General features: G+C 59.6%; 23 protein-coding genes. 11 read left to right on the top strand and 12 right to left on the bottom strand.

Annotated elements, in window-relative coordinates:
* The first annotated feature begins 30 nt into the window (after positions 1-30).
* Together SALMUC_RS07545 and SALMUC_RS07540 are read left to right on the top strand one after the other, a co-directional pair.
* Positions 31-1251: a hypothetical protein gene (locus tag SALMUC_RS07545; protein WP_020038261.1), complete on the top strand. Its 1221-nt coding sequence runs from the start codon at positions 31-33 to the stop codon at positions 1249-1251.
* 73 nt (positions 1252-1324) lie between these two features.
* Entirely contained in the window at positions 1325-1609 is a 285-nt protein-coding gene (locus SALMUC_RS07540) for a hypothetical protein (protein ID WP_020038260.1), read from the top strand.
* A gap of 85 nt (positions 1610-1694) precedes the next feature.
* Here SALMUC_RS07540 and SALMUC_RS07535 read toward each other — a convergent pair whose 3' ends face one another.
* Complete coding sequence (locus SALMUC_RS07535; protein ID WP_020038259.1) at positions 1695-2126, bottom strand: ribbon-helix-helix domain-containing protein; 432 nt, start codon at positions 2124-2126, stop codon at positions 1695-1697.
* A gap of 147 nt (positions 2127-2273) precedes the next feature.
* On the opposite strand from SALMUC_RS07535, the gene gyrB reads away from it, so the two are divergent.
* The 6 genes from gyrB to SALMUC_RS07505 all read left to right on the top strand — a co-directional run bounded on the left by gyrB (position 2274) and on the right by SALMUC_RS07505 (position 10436).
* On the top strand, positions 2274-4727 hold the full coding sequence (gene gyrB / locus SALMUC_RS07530) for a DNA topoisomerase (ATP-hydrolyzing) subunit B (protein WP_020038258.1): 2454 nt from the start codon (positions 2274-2276) through the stop codon (positions 4725-4727).
* Positions 4720-5151, top strand: a complete 432-nt coding sequence (locus SALMUC_RS07525; protein WP_020038257.1) for a hypothetical protein — start codon at positions 4720-4722, stop codon at positions 5149-5151. The genes gyrB and SALMUC_RS07525 overlap by 8 nt, the downstream gene beginning before the upstream one ends.
* Positions 5152-5433: 282 nt before the next feature.
* Positions 5434-5952 carry a bactofilin family protein gene (locus SALMUC_RS28760; RefSeq protein WP_021120017.1) on the top strand — a complete coding sequence of 173 codons (519 nt, stop codon included), beginning with the start codon at positions 5434-5436 and terminating at the stop codon, positions 5950-5952.
* Positions 5953-6089: 137 nt separating this feature from the next.
* Complete coding sequence (gyrA, locus tag SALMUC_RS07515) at positions 6090-8792, top strand: DNA gyrase subunit A (protein WP_020038255.1); 2703 nt, start codon at positions 6090-6092, stop codon at positions 8790-8792.
* 92 nt (positions 8793-8884) lie between these two features.
* Positions 8885-10021 carry a hypothetical protein gene (locus SALMUC_RS07510; RefSeq protein WP_020038254.1) on the top strand — a complete coding sequence of 379 codons (1137 nt, stop codon included), beginning with the start codon at positions 8885-8887 and terminating at the stop codon, positions 10019-10021.
* A 94-nt stretch (positions 10022-10115) separates the two neighbouring features.
* The gene (locus SALMUC_RS07505; RefSeq protein WP_020038253.1) at positions 10116-10436 is read left to right on the top strand and encodes an H-NS histone family protein; all 321 of its coding nucleotides are present in this window, start codon (positions 10116-10118) and stop codon (positions 10434-10436) included.
* A 7-nt stretch (positions 10437-10443) separates the two neighbouring features.
* Here the strand turns inward: SALMUC_RS07505 and SALMUC_RS07500 are convergent, their stop codons facing one another.
* A complete protein-coding gene (locus SALMUC_RS07500; RefSeq protein ID WP_020038252.1) occupies positions 10444-10974 on the bottom strand; it encodes a hypothetical protein in 531 nt (176 codons plus the stop codon).
* Between the two features lie 68 nt (positions 10975-11042).
* Between SALMUC_RS07500 and SALMUC_RS07495 the strand changes: the two genes are divergently transcribed.
* Positions 11043-11663: a hypothetical protein gene (locus tag SALMUC_RS07495; protein ID WP_020038251.1), complete on the top strand. Its 621-nt coding sequence runs from the start codon at positions 11043-11045 to the stop codon at positions 11661-11663.
* 87 nt (positions 11664-11750) lie between these two features.
* On the opposite strand, the gene SALMUC_RS07490 is transcribed toward SALMUC_RS07495, so the two are convergent.
* On the bottom strand, positions 11751-12644 hold the full coding sequence (locus SALMUC_RS07490; protein WP_020038250.1) for a hypothetical protein: 894 nt from the start codon (positions 12642-12644) through the stop codon (positions 11751-11753).
* Positions 12645-12707: 63 nt separating this feature from the next.
* Positions 12708-13901 carry a hypothetical protein gene (locus SALMUC_RS07485; protein WP_020038249.1) on the bottom strand — a complete coding sequence of 398 codons (1194 nt, stop codon included), beginning with the start codon at positions 13899-13901 and terminating at the stop codon, positions 12708-12710.
* Positions 13902-14072: 171 nt separating this feature from the next.
* Here SALMUC_RS07485 and SALMUC_RS07480 point away from each other — a divergent pair, with 171 nt between their 5' ends.
* Positions 14073-14618, top strand: a complete 546-nt coding sequence (locus tag SALMUC_RS07480; protein WP_156883427.1) for a hypothetical protein — start codon at positions 14073-14075, stop codon at positions 14616-14618.
* Here the strand turns inward: SALMUC_RS07480 and SALMUC_RS07475 are convergent.
* A complete protein-coding gene (locus tag SALMUC_RS07475; protein ID WP_020038247.1) occupies positions 14615-15631 on the bottom strand; it encodes an alpha/beta hydrolase in 1017 nt (338 codons plus the stop codon). The genes SALMUC_RS07480 and SALMUC_RS07475 overlap by 4 nt on opposite strands.
* Before the next feature lie 117 nt (positions 15632-15748).
* Here SALMUC_RS07475 and SALMUC_RS07470 point away from each other — a divergent pair, with 117 nt between their 5' ends.
* Positions 15749-16105, top strand: coding sequence for a hypothetical protein (locus tag SALMUC_RS07470; protein ID WP_020038246.1), 357 nt, complete (start codon positions 15749-15751; stop codon positions 16103-16105).
* Between the two features lie 174 nt (positions 16106-16279).
* On the opposite strand, the gene SALMUC_RS28110 is transcribed toward SALMUC_RS07470, so the two are convergent.
* From SALMUC_RS28110 to SALMUC_RS07440, 7 genes are all read right to left on the bottom strand, one after another.
* Positions 16280-17026: a protein phosphatase CheZ gene (locus tag SALMUC_RS28110; protein WP_156883426.1), complete on the bottom strand. Its 747-nt coding sequence runs from the start codon at positions 17024-17026 to the stop codon at positions 16280-16282.
* A 28-nt stretch (positions 17027-17054) separates the two neighbouring features.
* Positions 17055-17444, bottom strand: coding sequence for a response regulator (locus SALMUC_RS07460; RefSeq protein WP_021120012.1), 390 nt, complete (start codon positions 17442-17444; stop codon positions 17055-17057).
* An 85-nt stretch (positions 17445-17529) separates the two neighbouring features.
* On the bottom strand, positions 17530-18753 hold the full coding sequence (locus SALMUC_RS07455) for a hypothetical protein (RefSeq protein WP_020038243.1): 1224 nt from the start codon (positions 18751-18753) through the stop codon (positions 17530-17532).
* 54 nt (positions 18754-18807) lie between these two features.
* A complete protein-coding gene (gene motA / locus SALMUC_RS07450; protein ID WP_020038242.1) occupies positions 18808-19677 on the bottom strand; it encodes a flagellar motor stator protein MotA in 870 nt (289 codons plus the stop codon).
* Between the two features lie 96 nt (positions 19678-19773).
* On the bottom strand, positions 19774-20634 hold the full coding sequence (locus SALMUC_RS07445) for a hypothetical protein (RefSeq protein WP_020038241.1): 861 nt from the start codon (positions 20632-20634) through the stop codon (positions 19774-19776).
* 192 nt (positions 20635-20826) lie between these two features.
* Positions 20827-21003 carry a hypothetical protein gene (locus tag SALMUC_RS29645; protein ID WP_156883425.1) on the bottom strand — a complete coding sequence of 59 codons (177 nt, stop codon included), beginning with the start codon at positions 21001-21003 and terminating at the stop codon, positions 20827-20829.
* The gene (locus SALMUC_RS07440; RefSeq protein WP_020038240.1) at positions 21003-23300 is read right to left on the bottom strand and encodes an AAA family ATPase; all 2298 of its coding nucleotides are present in this window, start codon (positions 23298-23300) and stop codon (positions 21003-21005) included. The genes SALMUC_RS29645 and SALMUC_RS07440 overlap by 1 nt, the downstream gene beginning before the upstream one ends.
* Positions 23301-23351 lie beyond the last annotated feature (51 nt).

The following is a 23351-nucleotide window of genomic DNA, read 5'->3' as shown; positions in this document are numbered from 1 at the left end:
AACGACCAACATTGACCCGAGGAGTTTTCCATGTCCGATGCCACCAACGTCTTCGAGCGCGAAGGCTTTCACACCCTTGCTCATGTCGCCGACACCGGTCGGAAAGGGCAGATCAGCTCAATCTTCGAAGCTGAACAGGAGGCCCGCATCGTCGTCGATTTCGAAGAGGACCACGACGCGTGGGATGACGACTACGATGAGATCCCCGTTCGCGAGACCGTACAGGTCGGCCCGGGGGACATCATGTTCGACCTGGATGACGGCCGCCAGGCTGTCCTGACGCGCGACCAGCTCGCGGAGAGCACCTTCCGGTTTTCCGGCGACATCGAGCCGGGCACCCGGGCCGTTGAGCTGTCCAACCACCGCGTGATCGCCGTGGGCGACATGGGCGACATCGTCGAGTACAACGCCGAGACCGGCCGCCTCGACGCTCGCCCCGTTGAATCGCCGGAATACGCCAGTCTGTCGTTCGTCGACGGCAATGGTGACTACGTGGCGCCGACCTTTTCCGCGCGCATCGCGTCGCATTTCCAGAGCGTCATCCAGAAGGCCGATGACGTCGATTTCGACATGTTCGCATTCTTCGACGCGCTGAGCGAAGGCATGCACCAGCGCATCGAGGAGCGCGATGACGTGCCGCAAGGCGTCAAGCATGACGTCTACCTACTCAACAACGCCATCGAGGTCGCCAAGGCCGAACGGGACGTCGGCGAGACCGTGAGTGCCGAGCCGGGTCAAAAGGCCCTCTCGGCCGACAGCTGGGAAAACGCGCTCGCCAGCCTCGGCCCGACCTTCCAGCTGCCCGGGTACAACCACACGTCGGCACTGTGTCCGCTGAGCACCATGATCCCGATGATGGCGGCGCAGGACCCTGCCATCGTGAAGACCGCGCGCCAGATCTACGCCCCCCTGACCGAGACCCCGATGGAAGATGTCCGCGTCTTTCAATCGACGCGCGGCAGCGAGCAGATGATGGCAGCAGAAGCCCCGCAGGCAACCGTGCGCGCTCACGTGCAGAGCTACCTTGAGAACGGCCAGCGTCTCGAGATCCCGGAAGCGACACACCGGGCCGTCAGCCGGGTCTACGCGCCGCAGGAAATGGATCTGATCGAGGTCGAGGACATGAAAGTACTCTTCGTCAGCGACGAGATGGGGGACGCGCTCTACTTCTTCCCGTCGAACCCGGAGTTGGTCGACAAGGCGGACTACGCGGAAGAGCGCGAGCGCGAGCCGGCCATTCGGTTCGGGTGACCCCGGGCCCTACGCATTCTAACGAAAACAGGGCTGTCCTTCGGGGCAGCTCTTTTTTTTCACGGAGATTCAGATGACCAACACACGCGAAGAGAATGTGGCGGACTTGACGAGAGAGGAAGCAGATCAGTGCATACTGGCCGCTGCGGTCGAAAAGGCCCTGGACGACAATCCCGACTACGAGGATGTCGCCCGCGAGCAGTATGCGGCGGACGAGATCGATTTCGACGAATGGTGCGCGGAACTGGGCGTGGATCCCAGCTTTGTCGGGACTGGCGCGGACAGACCAGGCTACGGAGACATTTTCGACGCCGCCGTTGAGCGTGTCCAGCACGCGCCCAACCTGTCGTCTCCTTGACGTCGATAGCACTTCAAGCCAGTCAAGCCCTGACGGATCGGCTGCGGCATGGCGCACCACCGTGCCCTGCCGCAGCCGCCGTTGGTCAGTCCGCGATTTCGGATTGCTTTTCGTACAGAGATTGCATGCCGGTGATGTCCTTTAGGCCCATCTCCACGATGGCCTGAATGGACAGGTCGATCTCCTGCGAAAACTCGGCCAGCTGCTGAACTTTCCCGTAGTCGTACCACCCGCCCACGCCGCGGCGGCCACGCCGGCAGTGCGGGGTCTGATCGTTGCTGCGCGCCTTTGATTTTCCGTTCCTCCGGCGCACGATGCGATGATGTCCCATCTCCAGGAGCGGTTTCTTCCCATGGGCGGTCATGACCGCGTTGATCGCACGGGCAACGACTTCCTGCTTGGACACACCGTCCTGTTCTTCTTTCCGTTCCACCGCTTCGGCCAGCGCTGGTTCGACGTATGCGATGACTTGCTTCTTTCCTTGCCTGCTCGGCGGTATGGCTGATTTCAACTTCATGCTCGACTCCATTCGCCGCACAGTTGACATGCTAATTTAAGTTTTGTCAACAACAATTTATGCGCCGCCGCTCATTAATATAGAATAGTTGACACTGGAGGGCAAGAACTATACTACTATCATGATTTACAAGGATACACAGTTCCCATGAGCAACGAAGACGTCCAGGCACCTGAATTGTACGACGGCGGAAGCATCAAGGTCCTCAAGGGGCTCGAGGCTGTCCGCAAGCGTCCCGGCATGTACATCGGCGACACGGACGATGGCTCCGGTCTTCACCACATGATCCAGGAGGTCGTCGACAACTCCATCGACGAAGCGCTGGCCGGCCATTGCGACGTGGTGCACGTGATCCTGAATCGGGACGGCTCGGTTACCGTCAGTGACAACGGGCGCGGGATCCCGGTCGACATGCACAAGACCGAAGGCCGCCCCACCGTCGAGGTCATCATGACCGAACTGCATGCCGGCGGCAAATTCGACCAGAACTCCTACAAGGTTTCCGGTGGCCTCCACGGCGTCGGCGTCTCGGTGGTCAATGCCCTCTCCGAACGGGTCGAGGTGACCGTGTATCGCGACGGCAAGCAGCACTTCCTGACCTTCAAGGACGGTGTTCTCGATCAGCCGCTGGACGTCGTTGGAGATGCGCCTCGCAAGACCGGCACAGTCGTGACCTTCTGGCCTTCGCCCGAGGTCTTCTCGAGCATCGAGTTCGACGGCAAGATCGTCGAAAAGCGTCTTCGTGAACTCGCCTTCCTGAATTCCGGGGTGCGCATCAACTTCCACGACAAGTCTCGCAATGGCGTCGGCCAGCACGACCTCTACTACGAGGGCGGGGTTTCGGAGTTCGTCAAATACGTCGACCGGGCCCGGACACCGATCATGAAGAAGCCAGTGGTCGCTCGCGGCGAGCGCACGGTTACCGCCGGAGACGGCGAAGTGACCATCGGCATCGAGGCCGCAATCCAGTGGAATGACGGGTATTCCGAGAACGTCCTGGCCTATACCAACAACATCCCGCAGGGGGATGGCGGCACCCATATCTCGGGGATGCGGGCAGCGCTCACTCGCTGCATCAGCAAGTATGTCGAAGAGAACATCAACAAGGGCCGGAAAAAGGTCGAGCTATCGGCCGACGACATCCGCGAGGGCATGACCTGCGTTCTGTCGGTGAAGGTGCCCGATCCGAAGTTCTCGTCCCAGACCAAGGACAAGCTCGTCTCCTCCGAGGTCACGGGACCGGTGAAACAGGTCCTGAACGATGTCTTGAATTCCTGGCTGGAAGAACACCCCGACGAGGCCAAGGCGGTCATTGGAAAGGCGGTGGAGGCCGCGGCCGCCCGTGCCGCGGCCCGCAAGGCCCGGGAAATGTCCCGCAAGAAGGCTTCCAACGACATCGCGAACCTTCTTGGCAAGTTGAAAGACTGCCAGACCAAGAATCCCAAGGAGTCCGAGCTGTTCATCGTCGAGGGCGACTCGGCCGGCGGCTCCGCCCAGCAAGGGCGCTCGCGGAAAAACCAGGCAATCCTTCCGCTGCGGGGCAAGGTCCTGAATACCGAGCGGGCGCGGCTCGACAGGATCCTGAAATCTGAACAGATCGGCACCCTGATCAATGCGCTGGGCTGCGGCATCGGAAAGGACGGCTTCGACATCGAGAAGCTGCGCTACCACAAGATCATCATCATGACCGACGCGGACGTGGATGGTGCGCACATCCGGACGCTGCTGCTGACCTTCCTGTATCGCAACCTGCCGGAACTCATCGAGAACGGGCACGTCTACATCGCCCAGCCCCCGCTCTACAGTGTCTCCAAGGGCCCCAACAAGCCGAAGACCTACCTTCTGGACGATGCGGCCCTGGACGGCCACCTGCTCGACCGCGGTGTCGAGGGGGTCACGATGAAGCTCGCGGACGGGACTCTGCTGCAGGAAGAGAGCCTGATGGAACACTTCATGTCGCTTCGGCAGACGGTGAAGATGATCGAGACCGTGGACAACGAGATCGGCTTCTTTCCGTTGACGTCGGCCATGGCTGTATCCGGAGCTTTCCATCCCGCGGCGTTTGCGGACGAGGCTTCGAAAAGGAAGACGGCCAATTTCCTCGCCCGGACCATGGAACCCCGCGTTTCTGCCACCCGGTGGTCGGGAGACGTGGACGGCGGAGAGATGGTGATTTCCTACCGTCAGCGCGGCGTCGACAACGCGATCCGGATCCCGGATACCGTCAGTGGCAACCCCTCGGCCCGCATGCTGCTCCAGGAGTATGGCAACCTGTCGCGCATCTACCTGGAGGGCGCCACCATTGAAACGCCGGGTGGCGAGACCCGGACCTGCTTCGATCCCAAGGAGGCACTGGACTTCGTGCTTGCGCGCGGCGAGAAGGGCCTGACGCGCCAGCGCTACAAGGGCCTGGGCGAGATGAACGCGGATCAGCTGTGGGACACGACCCTGAACCCCGAGAACCGCAAGATGCTCCGGGTCCGTATCCAGGATGCCGAGCAGGCGGACATGGTGTTCAGCACCCTGATGGGGTCGGTTGTCCCGCCGCGCCGCGAATTCATCGAACAAAACGCAGACGCAGTGGAGAACCTCGATGCCTGAATTTCGCGACAACACCTCCCCTATCTGGAAAAAGGTGCACGACATCGCACCCTATCTCCTTCAAAACGATCTCGGCGGGGAGTCCCTGGTCGAATTCGAACACGAGGAGGGCTGGGATCTGATCGTCGTGAACCTGGCGCGCGCCATCGACCGTCATGTCCGACACCAGGCAAAGATCGATCCGGAATCTTACGATCTGGACCTCATCTACTTTTCCCAGGTCAAGGAAAAGAAAGGTTCGCTCCGGGCCTACGTGACGATGCCGGATGCCATCATCAACGCCTACGTCGATTTCGCCGAGCTCATGAGCGAAACGACCTGCGAAGTGACTGGCCGACCAGGGCTCCTTCACACAAAGATGGGCTTCGTGAAAACGCTGCACCCCGATGTCGCAGCAGAACGCGGCTTCAAACCTGTCGACTGATCTCCGGATCGACCGCAAGAACCACGTCGAGACCCCGCGCAGCTCCCGGCTTCGCGGGGTCTTTCTTGGATGAGACCCGGGGAGGCATGCCGGAAACCTTGCCGCGGACCTGCCCTATTCTTTTCGACCCATCTTTTCTCGAAGTTTTTCATCAAATCTGTTGACTTCTATCCTTTTCAGGGGTATTCAATGCTTACTTTGCTTGACGGCAAGGCTTTCACTGAGCACTTCGGGCCAGACGGGTGGCCAGGGGAGCATGATAGATTAGGAGATCAGATCAGAATGGATTCCAGGAACGAAACTGCAAACACCGGCGACACGTCCAGTGACGTGACCGTCTTCGCATCCGGCGGCGTTTTCCGGGGCGACTTCGAGACAGAGGGCGATGTTCGCATCGTCGGTGATTTCGAGGGAAACATCAGCTGCAACAAGCTGATGATCGAGCTGGACGGCAACGTCGACGGCAACGTGGATGCCGATACCGTGTCCAGCTCCGGCCGTCTCGTTGGCGATGTCACCGCCAACAACATCTTCGTGACCGCGTCGGCGACGCTCGAAGGCAACTTCATGGCCATCAAGTACGGCCTGGAGCCGGGCGCCAAGATCCGCCAGGCCAACCTCGACAGCCCCGAGGAAGACGCCGTCCAGAATGCCGGTCCGTCGGTCCGCCGCCACCCGCGCATCATGAAAACCCATTCTGCCGAGCAGAAACCTACCCCCGCTGAGCAGCGAGAGGCAGCCGGGTACACTCCCCGTCCGAGTGCCCCGGGACGCGACCTCTCCCACGCGACGTCGGACTGATCAGTCCAGCGCAGCGTGCGCATCAGCACAAGGGCGGGCCAAGGTGCCCGCCCTTCCTGTTTTCAGCTATTCTTTGCGTTTGTTGACACGGAAACCTTTTAAGGATAGATTGCCGCAAGACATTAAAAGGCATTCCAATGACGCAAGAAGCAATCGAGAACCCGTCTTCCTCCGACGACGTGGACATCAGCCAGGTCATGCAAACGTCCTACCTGGACTACGCGATGTCGGTGATCGTGTCTCGAGCCCTTCCCGACATTCGCGACGGCCTCAAGCCCGTGCATCGCCGGATCCTCTTCGCGATGATCAAGGGCGGCTATTCCAAGGACAAGGCCTACAGCAAGTCGGCAAGGATCGTCGGGGACGTGATGGGTTCCCTTCACCCGCACGGTGACTCCGCGATCTACGACACCATGGTGCGCATGGAGCAGGACTTCGCGATGCGCCTGCCGCTCGTCGACGGGCAAGGCAACTTCGGCTCCCTCGACGGAGACAGTCCGGCGGCCATGCGCTACACCGAGGCCCGCATGACACGGGCCGCGCACGAGATGACCCGGGACTACGAGCGCTCCACCGTCGACTGGACGCCCACCTACGACAACAAGGACGTGGAGCCTGTCGTGCTCCCGACTGTGATCCCAAACCTGATCATCAATGGCGGCGCGGGCATTGCCGTGGGCATGGCCACCAAGATGCCGCCCCACAACCCTGCCGAAGCCATCGACGCTTGCCTGCTCAAGCTGAAATCGCCCGAAGCCGATCTATCGGAAATCATGAAGGTCATGCCCGGCCCCGACTTCCCGACCGGCGGGGTGATCCGGGGCAAGTCCGGGATCCGCGAAGCCTACGAGGACGGCCGCGGCGTGATCGCGATCAGCGGGGTGTCGGACATCGAGGAGATGAAGAACGGCAAGAGCCGCATCGTCATCAGTGAGCTGCCCTACAACGTGAACAAGGCGACGTTCCAGGAAAAGATCGCCCACCTCCTGAACGAACGTGTTCTCGAGGGGATCACGGACGTCCGGGACGAGTCCGACCGGGAGAACAACGTGCGCGTGGTGATCGAACTGCGCCGGGACGCCGATCCCAACCTGATCTTGAACAAGCTTCGGAAGAACACCGACCTGGTGTCGTCCTTCGCCGTGAATGCGACCTGTCTGGATATTTACGGGCGCCCGAAGGTGATGAGCCTGATGGAGCAGATCGAGGCGTTCGTTGACTTCCGCAAGGACGTGGTGCGCCGGCGGACCATCCATGACCTGACCAAGGCCCGCGATGCGTTGGTGAAGCAGGTGGGGCTGTATGCCGCCGTATCCTTGGTCGACAAGGTGGTCGATCTCATCAAGTCATCGTCCGATGGCGATCATGCGCGTACCCGTCTCATGCAGCTTGCCTTCCCGGTCGAGGGCGATTTCCAGAAGCTCCTGGAGGATGCGGACCCGGACAATGAATTCCACTCGGCCGAGAAGGAATTCTACCTCAACGAGGGGCAGGCTTCCGCCATTCTTTCCCTGAACCTGCGCAGCCTGACCGGCATGGAACGTGACAAGATCGCCGAGCGCTCGCGCGAGATTTCCGCGGAGATCCGTGGCTACGTCCGGATCCTGAACAACCGTGATGTCCTGATCGGTGTCGTCGAGCAGGAACTCATCGAGGCCCGGGAGAAGTTCTCCGATGAACGCCGGACCCGGATCGAGGCAAACGAACTGGACATTCTGTCGGACGAGGATCTCATCGACCGTCGAGATGTGGTTCTCAGCTTCACCAATGGCGGATACGTCAAGCGGACCGACCTCGAAAGCTACCGTGAGCAGAAGCGTGGCGGAAAAGGTCGCAGTGGCATGGACATGAAGGACGGGGACTTCATCACATCCGTGATGACCTGCTCTTCGCACAGTCCCCTGCTCTTCTTCACTTCGCGCGGGATCGCCCACAAGCTGAAGGCCTGGCAACTTCCCGAAGGCGCCATCAACGCCCGAGGCCGGCCGATGATCAACTACATGCAGCTGCGCTCGACCGAAGGCGAACGTCTGTCTTCGGTGATCCCGATGCCGGAAACCGAGGAAGAGGCAGAGGGACTCAGCATGGTCTTCGTCACCGATTTTGGAAACATCCGTCGCAGCCGCGCATCGGACTTCTCCAACGTCAACAAGCGCGGGAAGATCGCCATGCCGCTCGATGATGAGAACGGGAATCCCAAGGGCAAGCTGGTGAACGTCCTTCTCTGCAGTGACGAGGACACCATCCTCATGGCGACGCAGAAGGGCCAGTGCCTGCGTGTGCGTGTCGGGGACCTGAGGGTTATTGCATCGCGCACCTCCACCGGTGTCCGGGGAATGTCGCTTGCCAAGGGTGACCGCATCATCAGCGCATGCCTCCTGTCCGGGAACGACGCAAGCGAAGAAGAACGGCAAGCCTACAATGCCGGCGGGAAAACCATCCTGGGCGGCGAGAATTCCGAACGCGAGGTCGAACTGACCTCCGAGCGGATGCAGCAATTGGCCGACCAGGAAGACATCCTCATCACCGTTTCCGAAAACGGTTTCGCCAAGAGGTCCAGTGCCTACGAGTACCGGACCACCAACCGGGGCGGAAAAGGGTTCTCGGCCGCCCAGATCAACAAGAAGACGGGCCCGTTGCTGACCTGCTTTCCTGTGACCGAAGGTGATGGCCTGGTCATGATGACGAAGGATGGACAGACGATCCGCATCCCGGTCGAAGGTATCCGGAAAGCAGGTCGAACCACGCAGGGGGTCAAGCTCTTCAACATTGATGAAGGCAAGACCATCACCACGGTGGCCAGGATCCCGGCGACCGAGAACGACGCCACGGAAGAATAATGCGAGGCCGGGAAATTCCCGGCCCCTATTCTTATTGTATTGACAGCCCACTCTATGTTGTCATAGAATAGACGGGACCAAAGGAGCAAGACATGAAGGATCTTCTGACCATTATCGGCGACGGCGAAAAGATTGCCGTTCGCGTAACCCAGACCGAGTCCGAGGTCGCCAATCTGAACAGCGAGATTTCCGAGATGGAAGCGGCCCTCGAGGCGCTGCGCAAGAAGGGCGCAGACGCGCAGGGGCGTCTCGACCAGGGACACCAGGATTTCGAGGAATTCCTCGGAGACCTTCCCGAGGATCTCGATGCCGACAAGACCCGGAACATGATCGACAGCCGTGTGTCGCAGCTCGCCGAGATGGGCATGATCGATAAGGTCGAGGTCAAACAGAAACGGCGCGGCGGCAACCGCAAGAAAGCCAGCAAGTCGGCCAAGTCCGAGGAAACGACCGAGATCGCAGCCACCGCCGAGGCATCGGCTGTGCCGGCGACGCCTGTGCAGGACACCGAAGTGGAGGCACCGCAGGCCGAGAATGTCGACGATGCTGCGGCGGCCGATGCCCCCGTTGCCGACGATACCATGGTGACCGTGGAGACGTCCCAGGTGCAGGGATCCGAAACCGCAATGCCCGAAGCCGCGTCGGCCCAGGACATCGAGACCGCGAATTCGGATGCCGAAACCTCGGAGGCAGGATCCGAGAGCGACGAAGATGCTCAGGGTCCGTCGGTTGATGACGCGGATGGCGCCAAAAGCGAGGCAGACGACGCCGATGTGACCGATGTCACCATGTCGGAGGAATCCGAAGGGGATGCTGACGATAAGAGCACTGCAGACGAGGTCACCTCGGAAGTTTCCGAAGCGTCGGACGACACCGACGAAACGGACTTTCTGCAGGAAGCGCAGGACGAAGCGGATCTGGCCTCCGAGGATGAGCCGGAAGATCTCGAAAATGAGGCCGACGACGAACCATCGCCCGAAGACGATCCCCATGCCGACTTGGTCTCGGATCTCGCTTCCGAAATCGCCGGCGAGACTGAAGACGGGGCCGAGCAGAACGTCGACGATATCGCGATGCTGGCCGCGGAGGATGGCGCCCAGGAAGCAGAGAGCTCGGACGCCACTGCGGAAAGTGAGGGCTCTGAAGCTAACCGTGAACCGGAAGCCAGATCCAAAAAGGAAGATGACCTGAACGTCGCCTTCCCCACGTTTCTTCAGGAAACCGGGTAAGGTTCGGCATTGAGTTTGTTGTCTCGGTTTGCAACTTGGTGCTGAACGCTTTAGTGGCGCTTGTGCACCTGTCAAAGCAAACCGAGACAATACAATGAATTCAGACAAACTCCTCGAAATGAACCGCGAACAGCTCCTGCAGTTGCGCGCGGATATTGACGCTCAACTCGAGAAGCGTGAGGTCGAGCGCAAGAACGAAGCGCGCGCCGCTCTGAAAAAGATCGAAGAGCAATACGGCTTCTCGCTCGATCAGCTGACAACGAACGGCAATACCGCCAAGAAGACGAAGGGTATTCCCAAGTACGCGAACCCCGACGACCCGTCGAAGACCTGGACCGGTCGCGGACGGAAGCCCCAGTGGGTCATCGACGCTCTCGATCAGGGAAAATCTCTGGACGATCTCCTGATCCAGTGAGCGGCCTTCAATCGCTGGAACACAGAACGGCGCGAGCTTCCTGAAATTGTTCGCGTCGTTCTGGGGTCCCGATCATTGAGTCCCCATCGCCACACACGACCCTGAGGACCATGGCCCGGTCGATGTCGGTCGCGTCCTTTTCAAGGATGTCCCCCGGTAGAGCCGACAAGGCTTTCTGGATCGCAGCGCGTTCCGACACCGACGGCCTTTCTTCCGAAGTATCCTGAGGGTCGGGAAGATCGCCGGGATCCGGCACATCCACTGAGCGTGGCTGGGCCGCACGCGCACCCTCCGCCCCGTCTGTGGCCTCCCTATCAGGGCGCCCGCCCTCTGCCATTTCCTCCAGTTGGCTCCGCATGCGGTCGAGGATTGCGCTCTCTTCCGGCGATCTTTTGTGTCCTGGGATCTCCTGGATAAGGTTTCTGCTCGGAGCCTCGGTATCCGCCGATGGATCCGTGGATCCTGCCGCAACTCCCAGGTTCGGAGACAGCACGGCAATCAGCGATACAGCTGCAAGCAGGTTCCGGTTGGTCTCCATCGACATAAATCCTCTCAATACTCTTCCCATATAGATTTGCGGTGAACTTTAAACGAGAGATTGAGACGATGGATATTTTCAGGTTTTCGGTACCGGCGCTGATCGCAGGTCTCACTTTTACAGCCGCAGCATCGGCCCAGCAAGATGATGGGGGAAGCGTCACGCTCGGTTTGCCCATGGGGACTCCCGCCGCTGATCTCGTGGTCGACTTCGAAAGGAGCCGTGATCTCGGGATTGGCACGACGAAGAACCCTGAAGTCTCGTTGGTGAGGGTTCCCAGGGCGAGCGATCTTTGGGCGCGCTTCGAGGCCGTCGCGACCCCCGAAACCGGCGTTTGTGCGCTCGGTGGGCATTCTCCCAGGCGGGACACTCAAGGCGCCGCTGTCGAGCTTCTGGTTTCCGAGACCATCGAGGATCGGCTCCTGCCGTTCATGGACGATGTCGGCTCCTTCGCCGTGGAGATCGACGGCGACTACAGGAGCGAAATCCAGATCCAGGCGCTGGCCGATAGGCTCCGGACGCAAGGGCATGTTGTGTTCCACTCCGCGGCGCAGAACGTCCCCGAGGGCCTGTACAGCCAGTTCGTGATGTTCCTGGAAGATGGAGAGGTCTTCGAGGAATACACCATCCTCTATGAAAACTACCCGGATTGCATGGCACAGATCTCAGACGGGAAAAAAGATCCATAGGCCGCCGCATCGGCGTGAACCGAAAGGGCGACGACACTATGTGCATCGCCGCCCTGATTCAGTTGTCCAAGAAGGTGACAGTGCCCGTTATCGACCGCCTGGCTCCATGATCTTCCGAAGTGCCCTGACCTCGCGGAGGATCGTTCTTTGTGCGAGCGTGAAGTACTGGGTGATGTCGTGCTCGGATGCGTTCTCGGCGCTGTCCATTTCGAAAAACAGCGAGTCGTTGTCGGCCTCAGTGATCCGGAAGGGGTTGCGCATCAAGGCATAGCCCTCTCCCCGATAGGCCTCCAGGAAGCTCTTGATGTCGGAGTTGACTGCCGACAAGGTGTCGCGCTTCTTCTCCGAGAAGATGCTTCGATCCAGGAAATGCAGGTTCACGGAATCGATGTCCATCTTGGCGATGGCCAGCTTGATGATGTGGCCCTGCAGCTTTCCCTTGGCTGCGAGAACGCTCTCGCAGTCAAGGGCCGAGCGCTCGGACTTGTCGACGAGGAAGGTCTCCATCCACTGGTGCAGGATATCGAGCGAATTCAGGAACGCGGAAAAGATGTTGCGCACCTGGTGAGTTTTCTGTCGGTCGGTCGGCAAGGCATCGTCAGGGACGAAAAAGCCGAACTCCTTCAGGGTCGCCGTCAGTTCGCGCACGTCGAAGCCGAAGGGCATGATTTCCTCGAAAAGCTCGTGCTTCGAGGCCATCTCGTCGAAGAACTCCTGCATCTGCGTCGCCCCTTCGTCCGGAGACCGATGACTAAGTGACAGCATGATCGTGTTGACCCCGCTTCCCGACTGAACGTGGGAAATCAGAGTCTCCAGCCGGGCGCGGACGTCGGCCGGCATGCGGGACTGGTTCGTTTTCCAGCGGTAGACCTGATCCTTGCTATGCATCAGGATACGCGCCAATTCGCGCTGGCTGCAGTTGAACACGGACTTGGCCTGGTCGATGACCTCCGCATTGCTCAGGGCAACTGAACTTGTCATGAATGGATACCTCAAGAATTGATAGTGTCCGAATACATCCACCCTGGCGTCCTGTCAATGAATTCATCTCCGCCTAACCTTTGCAATCCTTTTGCGAACATCCTTCCCGCGCCAATGCGGTTTACGGTACACCACCTTGCCGTTCCGCGCCCGGAAGAGATGTCCGGAGACAGGGTGGGCCACCGGGCTGCGGCGCGCTGCGCCACCCGCGTCGAAAGATACCTGACCTTCGGTCTTTGAACTTCGGAAATGACTTGAGACGATGTCTTTGTCGATGTCGAGGGACACGACCCCCAACCTTTCCGGTCCTTGCTTCCCTCGGGTGCGTTTGCGAGCACGGGAATTCTTTCCTCCCGTTGCGGATGTCTTTCCCGCAGGGCGAACGTCGACATCGTCGAGTTCAAGCAAGGCGGCCATGGCAATTCCGAATATGATTTCTCCGTCCAGGTCACTGCGGAAGGTGTCGAGCATCGCCTCCATTTCGTTCCGGGCGAGGGCGGCCATCTCATGCAGGTAGTCACCGGCCGCCGGGTCGACACGATAGCGGCAGATGCAATTGAGTCTGTACAGGGCGAAAGCCCGGTCAATGATGGCCTTCTCTCCAAGCGTTCCGGAAATGGCCTTCTGCGCTTCCAGAAACGGTAGGAAGTCGGCATTCCCCGCTCTGCATTCTTCGATGAATTCCTTCTTCGTCAGATGGGACCGACGATTGACGTCGATCTCGATCCTGAAAATTGACCAGTTCAACGTCAGGAGCCTTTTCAGAGTCTTCCGGGACTTTTTTGGACACTCGATCTCCGCCAGGAACCCGTCGTCTGCAAGGTCACGCATGGTGTTGAGAGGATGAATCCAGGCGGTCTGCAGCGTCGCGCGCCCGCCGCCATGCACATCCAGGCAGATGCCGACACGGACAGGCTGGCCATAGTCGACCGGGACATCGACGCTGGGCATCGTCGGCACACGGGAGAAAGCGCGCTGACGGTCCGCCCAGTTGGTTTCCATGAACAATCTGCGCGGGGTTTCCAGAACCTTCTCGGCGATGGCCTCCAGGCCTTCCTGTCGCTCCGTCTTCAGATCCGATGCGGCCACCAGCGCACTGCGGTCGAACGCATAGAGATCGTAGTCGCGCATGAGCACCCGGGAGTGATCGAGGACGAAGTTTATGCCGGCTACATGCGGGATTCGGGCCGTCGCCTTGGCAAAATCAGGATGTTCGAGTTCTGCCAGTATCTGGTTCACGACTTCAGCGAGATACATTTGGCACCGCCACCTGCTTGTTCTTGGATCAGCCAACTTTCTGCTTCATCCCGCCAGCTAAAGATTGACTGCAGGAAGATTAACATCTATTCAATAAGCATGTCCAGGAAAATTGTCGAAATAGGTCGTCGCCGCTCTCAGATGTTCCCCGAAGAACGTGGTGACACGAACTTGAAGGAATTCCTCATCGATACCTTGGCCGGAAGGCCAGAACTGGCGTGGAAGGACGGTGAGGCCACGTTCCGGGTTCTCCCTCAGGAAGAGCGGGATTCCGGCGCGATCATTCTCAAGGAAGGCGAAAGCTTCATAAAGCTGCCGGACGGGCGGATCGAGGACGTCAACCTCCTCTATCCATGCGAGGATCGACAAACTCTTTTGGACGACCTCCTGGATGTTGCGCCAGACTTCCTTCAAAAGAAGCACTACTGCCGCAGCTTCAACCTGATGCCCGGGTCGCTCATTTTCAAGGTCCCGAATACCTTGCCGGCCGGCGACTACGCCTTCTATGCCATGGTCATGGCTTACGCCATGGTCGACGGGCCGCCGTTCATCTGTCGCGTGCCGGCTGACTTGCACGGAAGCATGCGCGTCGAGCCATTCGTCGACCCCATCGAGGTCATAGATGCCATGTTGAGCCTGACGATCATGCGGGTCCTGGAAGACGATCTATCCGATGACGAGTTGAACGAACAACTGTTCTGGTACGCGAACATCTAGCGGCTCCTGATCGCGATCAGGCGGTATGACCGATCCTCAATGGATCCGTCATAGAGGCCTTGGAACGCTTCCGTATCCCTGGTCCCATAGGCCGCCACGAAGGCGCCCACCGCGCCTCTGAGGTCGAAAAAGAGGAAGTACTCCTTTGTCTTGGGGCGAGCCCGTTGGCCACTGTATATCGACGGTCCGCCGCCTTCCAGGTACCCGAGGTGCCGATAGCCTTCGGGAGACTGGAAGTAGGAATCCAACTTGGCGGTCGGCGGCTGATGGATGATGCCCTGGTCCTGGGCATTGGTGATGGTCAGCGTTGGCGATGACAGGCTGGCCCAGGACTTCTGCGTGAGGCCAAAGACGCCATTCCCCGGCGGACTGAGCAGAATGCGACCGGCCCAATCGGTATCCTGGCCGGCGGCAAGGCCGCCAAGCGTTCCAACCCGTGCTCCCGACAGCAAGAGGCCGGTCATGGCGCCGAAGGAGTGCCCCATGAAAATCGGGTAGGAGGCATCGATCTCGATATTTATGGTTTTCCCGATCCGGTCATGTGAATCCCGCGCATCGAGGCAGTCTTGCATGCGCCGCTCCCAGATCCGCATATCCTCCATCAACTCTGGAAAACGCCATCCTTCATCGGTCTCGCGCGTACGGAGATCCTGGACCTGTCCATCAACATGGAGCGGCGCAACAACGCAGAACCCGTGGGTCGTGAGGAACTCGAGGAGTGGCGCATAGACCCGGGGTTTCGCGACGACCCCATGGCTGAAGACAACAAGCTTGGCCGACGTCACGTCTGGCGAGACGTATACGAGCGTCGAACGGCCGGTTTTCTCCTCGGTGACCCGAACCGGGACACGGGCCGGTGTGAAGGGACCATTCCTCGCCAGGCGCGCATAAAGGTCACTGCGCAGCGCCAGCTCGGTGTTGGGCTGGATGACCACGCGTTCTTGGGCCCGCCCGGCGGTAGCGCCCAAAATACTGAAACAGGCGGCTGACTTTATGAAATTGCGTCGTTCCATCGAGATCCTCAGGCTGCAGTTCACAAAGTGCCTGCCCCATATTCAGTGCCGGTAAACATTTGACTTACTATATTTTGTGTATTAAGTTATCTTCGACGCAATATATTGAGGTGAGAAATGGAAATCGGCAAGATGCGGATCGAGGCGTTTCGTGCGGCCATGGGACTGGGAGAGGAATTTCCTGAAAATTCGGACCCCGACCTGAGGTGGGATATCCCTTTCGAAGGCGGTGGCGAACACCGGCGCCTGCAGGTCGAAGCCGTCGAAGAAGACGAACAGTTCCTGATTCAGGTCACGCTCGACGAATGGGTCGAAGGAGTGCGCACCGGGCGGACACTGGATTTCGAGGCCTACTACATGCCGGGCGTGGAGCAGATGCCTGTCTTCTGCGACAGCGAGGACAATAGTCCGGAGGACATCCTGGAGGTCATCTCTGCGGCCATGGACGTCAGGAAGGTGCCGGCCGGCGTCTGATCGGCCCTCAGGACCGCGATTTCGCACGATTGATTTCGCTCCTTCGAAGGTTGACCTTCGCAGGCAGACAACCCTGCGTCCAGACGGAAGCTTCAAGGTCCAGAACACGGGTGACCTTTCGCTTCCAGGCTGCGTCGATACGCGGAAAAGAGTCCTCGGGACGCCTTCACCTCTTCAGGACTCTTCTTCCGCAGACGGGTTGAAGGGAGCTTCTTCTGCTGTCCTGAAGAGCTCGTCGATTTCATCCTGTCCGACGGGCTCTTCGGGCAGTGCGGGACCATTCAGAAGGCCCTTCTCACGTTGTGTTTTCCGGTAGGCTTTTTGCGCTTTTGGTGAATATCCGCCCTCGCCACCAAGCTGGGTTTCGATCTTGGAGAGCTGACCGTCGATGCTTTCGATGACCTCGACGACCTTCTGAACCCGTTGTCCCGTGATGTCCTGGAAGCTGCAGGCCAACGTGATATCGCTGCAACTTTTCAGGATCCGGTCGAGATCATCCTGATGGATGCCGTTCGTCCGGATGGCACGGACGACATCCTCGATGTCATCGACACGGTTCATGATGTTCGTCGTCGCCTGCTCGGTATCGTGAGTGATCGCCTCGAGCTCGTCTCCGACGCCGTTGAATGACGTGGAATCCCGCTCACGTGCCATGTTCGTGAGCGCTTCGAGTTCTCTCCGGGTATCGTTGATCTTCTCGAAGATGTGTCTGACGACCGCGGCCAGATCGAGCTCCGATCCTTCGGGAGGATCAGATACTTCAGACGAAGGCGGCATTTCGCGCTCCTTGGCGAGATAGTTCTCGACCCCGCGCAGCATTTCGGTTCGGATCCGTGCCTCGAACGCGGCAAGGAAGGCTTCTCCCTCACGCGTTTCACGGATCCGTTTTTCCGTTGTCTTGAAGTCTGTTTCTTCCGCCAAGAAGGCCCCCTTTCGCGCTGGCTGGTCTTCAGTCCAGGGGGCCGAGGACGCTTTCGATCTTCTCCCTGATCGTCGCCGGAGTGAAGGGTTTCACCAGGTAATTGGATACGCCGGCATTCTTCGCTGCGAGAACGTTCGCCGGCTTGGATTCAGCGGTAACCATGATGAAGGGGAGCGATTTCGTCTTCGGATCTTCGCGAACAGCCTCGAGAAGCTCCAGACCGGTCATCTTGTCCATGTTCCAATCGCTGATGACGAGATCATAGTCTTCGGATCCGATCATTTGGAGTGCCTCTTCTCCGTCCGAGGCGACATCGATATCGTCGAAACCGATCTCGACGAGCAGTTTTTTTATGATCCGGATCATCGTATGGTAGTCATCGACGACCAGAACCTTTTTCTTAGCTGCCTCACTCATGGAATGCCTGCCCTCTCGTTTATTCTTGGAGAGAGTTAGCCACGCCGAATTAAGGAAACGTCATCGGCGCGGCGTTCAGTAGGCGTCACCGCGCGGTTCCCGCCATGCGGTTCGCTCTGTCCCAAGCATACCGTAGGGCAGCCGCGCCGTCTCCGTCGAACACTTCGAACGCCGTGTAGTCCAGCATGTCCTCGTAAAACGGGTAGAGACCCCTGTGACCCGGCGCGTCGTCCAGGGACAGTCGACGGTCTCCTGGCAGGACCCCGTCTGCCAGGGGATCTCCCTGCAGGCCCATCACGTAGATTTTCGGGAAGGACGGGATGATGTACTCTAGGAGCTCCTGGGTGACCGCAATGCTCTGGATCTGCGCGGTCCCCGTGGCACTCGAGCTCTCCATGCATTCATGGATCCCGAAAAGGGCATCCATCGTGGCATCGCTCAAAGGTGGAACCTGCCCGACATTTCCCGGAACGTCCGAAAGGGCATCCCCCAGGGCCGGCGGAAGTGCCGATGATCCGCCTCCATGCGCATCCAGTCGAGCGGCCATGGTCCCTGCCGGCTTTGGGGCGGTGAAAAGCGGGCCGCTTTCTTCCACCACCGTGACCGGCGGTCCCATCCCGCCAATGACGCTCTGTCCGCATTCAGCCTCCAGAGCGGCCGCGACTTCGTACTTCCAGTGCTCCGTCAGTACACGCTGGGCGTGCCCGACCGCATCCATCCCGACATTGGAGTGCATTCCGTCGACAATATACCGCACGGCGGTGTCGCCGGCCTCCGCCAGAAAGCTCGGGTCTCCGCCGCCAAGACCGAGCATCATGGCAGAGAAAGCGATATCGCGATCCAGGTTCGCGGAGTTCGAATCCGAGATCCAGGCGGTTCCAGCACAGTTCGAAATCTGCATCAGGAGGTTGAAGGCCCGAACGTCTTCACTGGAGGGATCGTAGACGGCGCGCTGGTTCTCGAAGGTGAAATCCAGGTTCGGCAAACGGGAGGCGACGTAGGAGAGGGTCGCATGGGTTTCATTGGAGCCCACGGGCATGTTCAGGAAACATATGCTTCCGGTCCTGCCGTCGGGCATCGTGAAATCCATGACCCGGCTGTAGCCGTCCGGGTGCGTGACATAGCTGAAGTAGGCAATCGGGATGTCGCAGGTCTGCATGCCCAGCGCATCGCATGCCTGCTCCCGCTTCCACTCCTTGGCTTCGAGGCCGGTGTACCCGGTGTCGTTCACGATAATGTCCGTGTCGAGTGTCTGCTCGAAGGTCGGTATGAGCGCCATGATGGCCGCCACAAGTGTCTGCCCTGCCATTTTCAGTCCTCCTGGGTCTTCCCCGTCAAATAGGTTGGCGCGATGAAATCCTCGTCAGGCGAGTTTCGGCGCCTCTTGCTGCGACTGCTCGACTTCGGAGAAGGTCGGTTGCATCTTGCTGGGAACCGCGCCGCGGCCGAGTTCGATGGCGATCACCGGCGGGTGGCCATGCGCGGTGGCGACGATGACGTCCCGGATCACCTTGAGGAATGCGCTGTCTTCTTCCTCGATCTGCGTCAGGCGGCCGGCAAGCGGCGCGACGAAGCCGTAGGCGAGATAGACGCCGAGAAACGTCCCGACGAGGGCGCCGCCGATCATGCCCCCAAGGACCTCCGGCGGCTTGTCGATGGAGGACATTGTCTTGATCACGCCCAGAACGGCGGCAACGATGCCGATGGCCGGCAGGCCGTCCGCCATCTGCTGGATGGATCCGGCTGGTGCCAGGGCTTCGTGGTGGTGCTTCTTCAGCTGCTTCTCGATGTGGTCTTCGACCTGCATGGGCTCAACGAGACCCAGCGTGATCGAGCGGAAGGTATCCGTGATCAGGTCCATCGCATGGTGGTCTTTCTGGATCTTCGGGTAGCGACCGAAGATCTCGCTTTCCTCGGGCTTCTCGATGTGTGGATCGATCCCCTGGGGGCCCCGCTGCTTGTAGAGGCGTGTGAGCTCGAACATCATCAGCAGAAGATCGGAGTAATCCTGTGACTTCCACTTCGCGCCCTTGGCAACCTTAAGAACGCCTGCCGCGCTTTGCTTGATGAGCGGGATGCTGTTCGCGATCACGAAGGAGCCGATGGCGGCGCCACCGATCATCATGCCCTCGAAGGGAAGTGCGTGCAGGATGATGTCGAACTTGCCCCCGGATAGCACGAAGCCACCGAAAACGAGCCCAATTACGAGAATGATGCCGATGATGAGTGTCATGAAGCCGTCCGTCGGAAATGTCAGGATCCAGGTGCGGCTTCAGACTTCAGGGCGCGTTAATTCCTGGTGTGGCAGGAACCTCAACCGTCAGCTGGTTCAGAATGACATCTCCATGTCCCGCCTAGCATCTGGGCAGTAGTGTAGTATCCCTTCAAACTCGCGCTCGAACATTGTTTCGGGGAAGGCCCTTTGAAGGATCGTTTCCGGCTCAAGATTCCAAATTCTCTCACGGAGTTCTTCAATGCTGGGTTCGGTTTCAACGAAGTGCGGAAGGTTGTCGAAGGACCAGTCCTGACTGTTCCCAACCGGGATACTCGCGTCTTCGACACCTTCGAGGAACTCGACGCGTTTCATGAGCTCGTTCAAGGGATAGACGCCGGCCAGAACGCGAAGGTGAAGTTGGTCCAGGTAACCGTGTAGTCCGTGCTCCGTGAGGCAGTATCGATTTTCTTCGGTCTCTCTCAGATGGCCGACTGTGACCATCTCATGAACAATATCATTGGATATCCGCGGATCGACGCCCAGATCACCATCGGCGTTCCGGGAAAGGCTCAAGACAAAGTCATCCAACATTTCCGAGTATTCCCGGATCCCGTTCCCCTCCCAGCAACTTGCTTCGGAGGCCAACTTGAGCCCTGTCACAACCGAAGCGATATTCCAAAGTTGAACAGTCTCGGATCCGGGCGTGTCGTCTGACATGATCTGCCTAGGATCGGGCTGCTCCACTCTGTCGATCACCGCCACGAAATCCAGGTTCGACCCCTCGACCCCGGAGTCCGCTGTTCCACGAACCTTGAGTAGCAGCTCGAGATCTTCTGGATCCGAGACTGAGTTGGCCGCGTCACGAATAACGCGGCCGGCATGATAGCTCGAGCCCGGTCCAACTCGATCCCCGATTTCGGCCAGGCCTGCGAGAAAGTGTGCGAAATTGCGCTTGAGGTTCTGGTTCTTGGTCATGGAAATTCCCCGGTTTCTGAAAAATCAGATTGGGGAACCGACGAAAGAAAGGAGGCCGATGGGACCAGACTCTTGGGCTCTAGCCGTTCGAGGTGCCGGATTGGTCGCAGGCTTCTCGTTCACCCTTGCGATGCTCCTTGACCCTATGTCTCGGATCCGCTCTCAGCCTTCGATGGCAGTAGCTACCGACAATCACTGGCCACGCACCATATCAGCCAGCCGGCGTCTCTGTTTCTCGTGAATGCGGGCCGCATGCGCATAGAAACGTTTTCGCCACCTTGGGCCGGCGATCAGCAGACCAAGGTCGACGACCTTGGCCCCGATCCAGCCTCTCGCCTTGAACCCGATCCGGCGAAGTTCCCGTCGCATCAGTCCGCCACCGCCGCGATCTTGAGTTCATCGCTGTCCGTGTCCACGGATACGGATGCCATGCCACCGCCCGCCAGAGCGCCGAAGAGGACCTCTTCGGACAGCGGGGTGCTGATCTGCTGGTAAATCAGCCGGCCCATCGGACGGGCGCCCATGGTGGAGCTGTGCCCCTTCTTGGCCAGCCAGTCTCGTGCTTCGGGCGTGATGTCCAGGGTCACCTGCTTATCCGCCAGGCGCTCCTCCAGATCGGCGATCATGGCGTCGACGATCTGGCTGACGGCTTCCCGCGGCAGCTGATGGAAAGAGACGATGGCATCCAGACGGTTTCGGAACTCGGGACGGAAGACATTCTCGATTTCGGGATTGTCTTCGGGTGCGCTGGGCGTGCTGCTCCCGAAGCCGATCCCGGGCTTGGCCATTGCGGAGGCGCCTGCGTTCGACGTCAGGATGATGATCGTGTTCCTGAAATCGATCTTGCGTCCCTGTGCATCGGTGAGCGTGCCGTGATCCATCACCTGCAGGAGCGTGTCCGCGATGTCGGGGTGAGCTTTCTCGATCTCGTCCAGAAGCACGACGCTATAGGGGTTCTTCTGGACAGCTTCGGTCAGTTGCCCGCCGGTGGTGTGACCCACGTACCCCGGAGGGGCCCCGATCAGGCGAGCCACGGAGTGCTTCTCCATGTACTCCGACATGTCGAACCGGATCAGCTCGAGCCCCATGGCTTCGGACAGGCTGCGCGTCAGCTCGGTCTTGCCGACACCGGTGGGGCCGACGAACAGGAAGCTGCCGATGGGGCGCTCGCTTTCGCGCAGACCTGCGCGCGCCACCTTGATGGCACGGCTCACGGTTGACACCGCATCACGCTGACCGAAGATCCTCGAGGCCAGGGTGGCATCGAGATCCCGCAGGATGTCGATCTCTGTGGCACCACCGGTGACCACCGGAACACCTGTCATGAGTTCGGCTGATTTTTCCAGCGCTTCGCGCGAGACGACATCCGGGGACACGCGTTTGCCCTCGGCGGAACTGTAGCCGGCTGCGGTCTCGTCGAGCAGGTCGAGCGCCTTGTCCGGAAGCTTGCGATCCCGGATGTAGCGGATCGACAGGTCGACCGCGTGTTCGATGATGTCTTCTGAAAACGAGACGCCGTGGTGGTCTGACAGGCCATCGGCTGCCTTCTCGACGATTTCGATGGCGGTGTCCCGGTCGGGCTCCTCGACCATCACCTTCTGGAAACGACGCGACAGTGCCGGGTCCTTTTCGAAGACCGAGCGGTACTCCTTGAATGTCGTTGCGCCGATGACGGAGATGTTTCCGCGCGAGAGGGCGGGCTTCATGATGTCGCCGGCGCCCATGGTATCACCACCGCTGTCCCCGATCTCGAGGATGCTGTGGATCTCGTCGATGAACAGGATGATGGTCGGATCGGATTCCGCGATCCCGATGAGCTTCTTCACGCGCTCCTCGAAATCACCGCGGAACTTGCAGCCTGACATCAACGCCGCCATATCCACTTCGATCAGCTGCCGGTTCTTGAGTACGTCCGGTGCACGACCTTCGGCGATCTGCAGGGCGAGCCCCTCGGCGAGCTTGGTCTTGCCGACACCGGGATCCCCGACGAAGACCGGGTTCGATTTTTCCTTGCGACTGAGGATCCGCACAGTCCGTTCGATCTCCGACGCGCGTCCGATGACGGGCGCAATCTGCCCCTCGAGCGCCAGTTCGGTCAGGTTTCGTGTGTAGCTCAGCAGGAAGTCTTCGAGCGCTCGCCCTGCCTTTTTCCGGGATCCATTCCTATGGCCGACCGTACTTGCCTCTCGGCCAGGCCCGCCGTCGGCCTTGGCCGAAATGGCTTCGCTCTTGGTCACGCCATGTTTCGCCCAGTTGACCACATCAAACCGGGTCACGCCGTGCTGAGCGAGAAGGGCCGACGACCACTGGCCATTCTCGGCGATTAGGGCCGTCAGGACCCGAAGATTGTTGAGTTGCGCGCTGCCACTATCCGTCTGGGCCAGGATCCGTGCCCGGCGCATGATCTTGTTCACGCTATCGTCCGCCTCAGGCGTCTGGGCCGGATCCGACTTCAGTTTGTCCATACCGCTCACGACGAAGCTTTGCACCAGTTCGCGGATCCGATCAACGGGTGCATCGCAGGCCGCGATGGCATCCTTGACGCTGTCATCTTCCATGATGGACAGGAGAAGGTGCTCTGCGGTGGTGCTGGAGTGGCTGTTGTCCCGCGCAATACGCTCGGCGTCCGACAGGATGTTCGACAGTTCTCGGGTGTTCTCGCTCATTCAATCCTCAGAGGCCGGCCATGGCCTTTTGTTCTGCTATATTTGTAAGAT

It is taken from the genome of Salipiger mucosus DSM 16094 (assembly GCF_000442255.1).
GTDB classification, from domain to species: domain Bacteria; phylum Pseudomonadota; class Alphaproteobacteria; order Rhodobacterales; family Rhodobacteraceae; genus Salipiger; species Salipiger mucosus.
This window is presented reverse-complemented; position numbering and strand designations above follow the sequence as displayed.

Coding starts and splice junctions, on each gene's coding strand:
- SALMUC_RS07440 (WP_020038240.1), bottom strand. CDS start 23,300: ATGAGCGAGAACACCCGAGAACTGTCGAACATCCTGTCGGACGCCGAG.
- gyrA (WP_020038255.1), top strand. CDS start 6,090: ATGACGCAAGAAGCAATCGAGAACCCGTCTTCCTCCGACGACGTGGAC.
- SALMUC_RS07470 (WP_020038246.1), top strand. CDS start 15,749: ATGGAAATCGGCAAGATGCGGATCGAGGCGTTTCGTGCGGCCATGGGA.
- SALMUC_RS07510 (WP_020038254.1), top strand. CDS start 8,885: ATGAAGGATCTTCTGACCATTATCGGCGACGGCGAAAAGATTGCCGTT.
- SALMUC_RS07475 (WP_020038247.1), bottom strand. CDS start 15,631: ATGGAACGACGCAATTTCATAAAGTCAGCCGCCTGTTTCAGTATTTTG.
- SALMUC_RS07505 (WP_020038253.1), top strand. CDS start 10,116: ATGAATTCAGACAAACTCCTCGAAATGAACCGCGAACAGCTCCTGCAG.
- SALMUC_RS29645 (WP_156883425.1), bottom strand. CDS start 21,003: ATGCGACGGGAACTTCGCCGGATCGGGTTCAAGGCGAGAGGCTGGATC.
- SALMUC_RS07545 (WP_020038261.1), top strand. CDS start 31: ATGTCCGATGCCACCAACGTCTTCGAGCGCGAAGGCTTTCACACCCTT.
- SALMUC_RS07540 (WP_020038260.1), top strand. CDS start 1,325: ATGACCAACACACGCGAAGAGAATGTGGCGGACTTGACGAGAGAGGAA.
- SALMUC_RS07460 (WP_021120012.1), bottom strand. CDS start 17,444: ATGAGTGAGGCAGCTAAGAAAAAGGTTCTGGTCGTCGATGACTACCAT.
- SALMUC_RS07525 (WP_020038257.1), top strand. CDS start 4,720: ATGCCTGAATTTCGCGACAACACCTCCCCTATCTGGAAAAAGGTGCAC.
- motA (WP_020038242.1), bottom strand. CDS start 19,677: ATGACACTCATCATCGGCATCATTCTCGTAATTGGGCTCGTTTTCGGT.
- gyrB (WP_020038258.1), top strand. CDS start 2,274: ATGAGCAACGAAGACGTCCAGGCACCTGAATTGTACGACGGCGGAAGC.
- SALMUC_RS07445 (WP_020038241.1), bottom strand. CDS start 20,634: ATGACCAAGAACCAGAACCTCAAGCGCAATTTCGCACACTTTCTCGCA.
- SALMUC_RS07455 (WP_020038243.1), bottom strand. CDS start 18,753: ATGGCAGGGCAGACACTTGTGGCGGCCATCATGGCGCTCATACCGACC.
- SALMUC_RS28760 (WP_021120017.1), top strand. CDS start 5,434: ATGGATTCCAGGAACGAAACTGCAAACACCGGCGACACGTCCAGTGAC.
- SALMUC_RS07535 (WP_020038259.1), bottom strand. CDS start 2,126: ATGAAGTTGAAATCAGCCATACCGCCGAGCAGGCAAGGAAAGAAGCAA.
- SALMUC_RS07495 (WP_020038251.1), top strand. CDS start 11,043: ATGGATATTTTCAGGTTTTCGGTACCGGCGCTGATCGCAGGTCTCACT.
- SALMUC_RS07485 (WP_020038249.1), bottom strand. CDS start 13,901: ATGTATCTCGCTGAAGTCGTGAACCAGATACTGGCAGAACTCGAACAT.
- SALMUC_RS07490 (WP_020038250.1), bottom strand. CDS start 12,644: ATGACAAGTTCAGTTGCCCTGAGCAATGCGGAGGTCATCGACCAGGCC.
- SALMUC_RS07500 (WP_020038252.1), bottom strand. CDS start 10,974: ATGGAGACCAACCGGAACCTGCTTGCAGCTGTATCGCTGATTGCCGTG.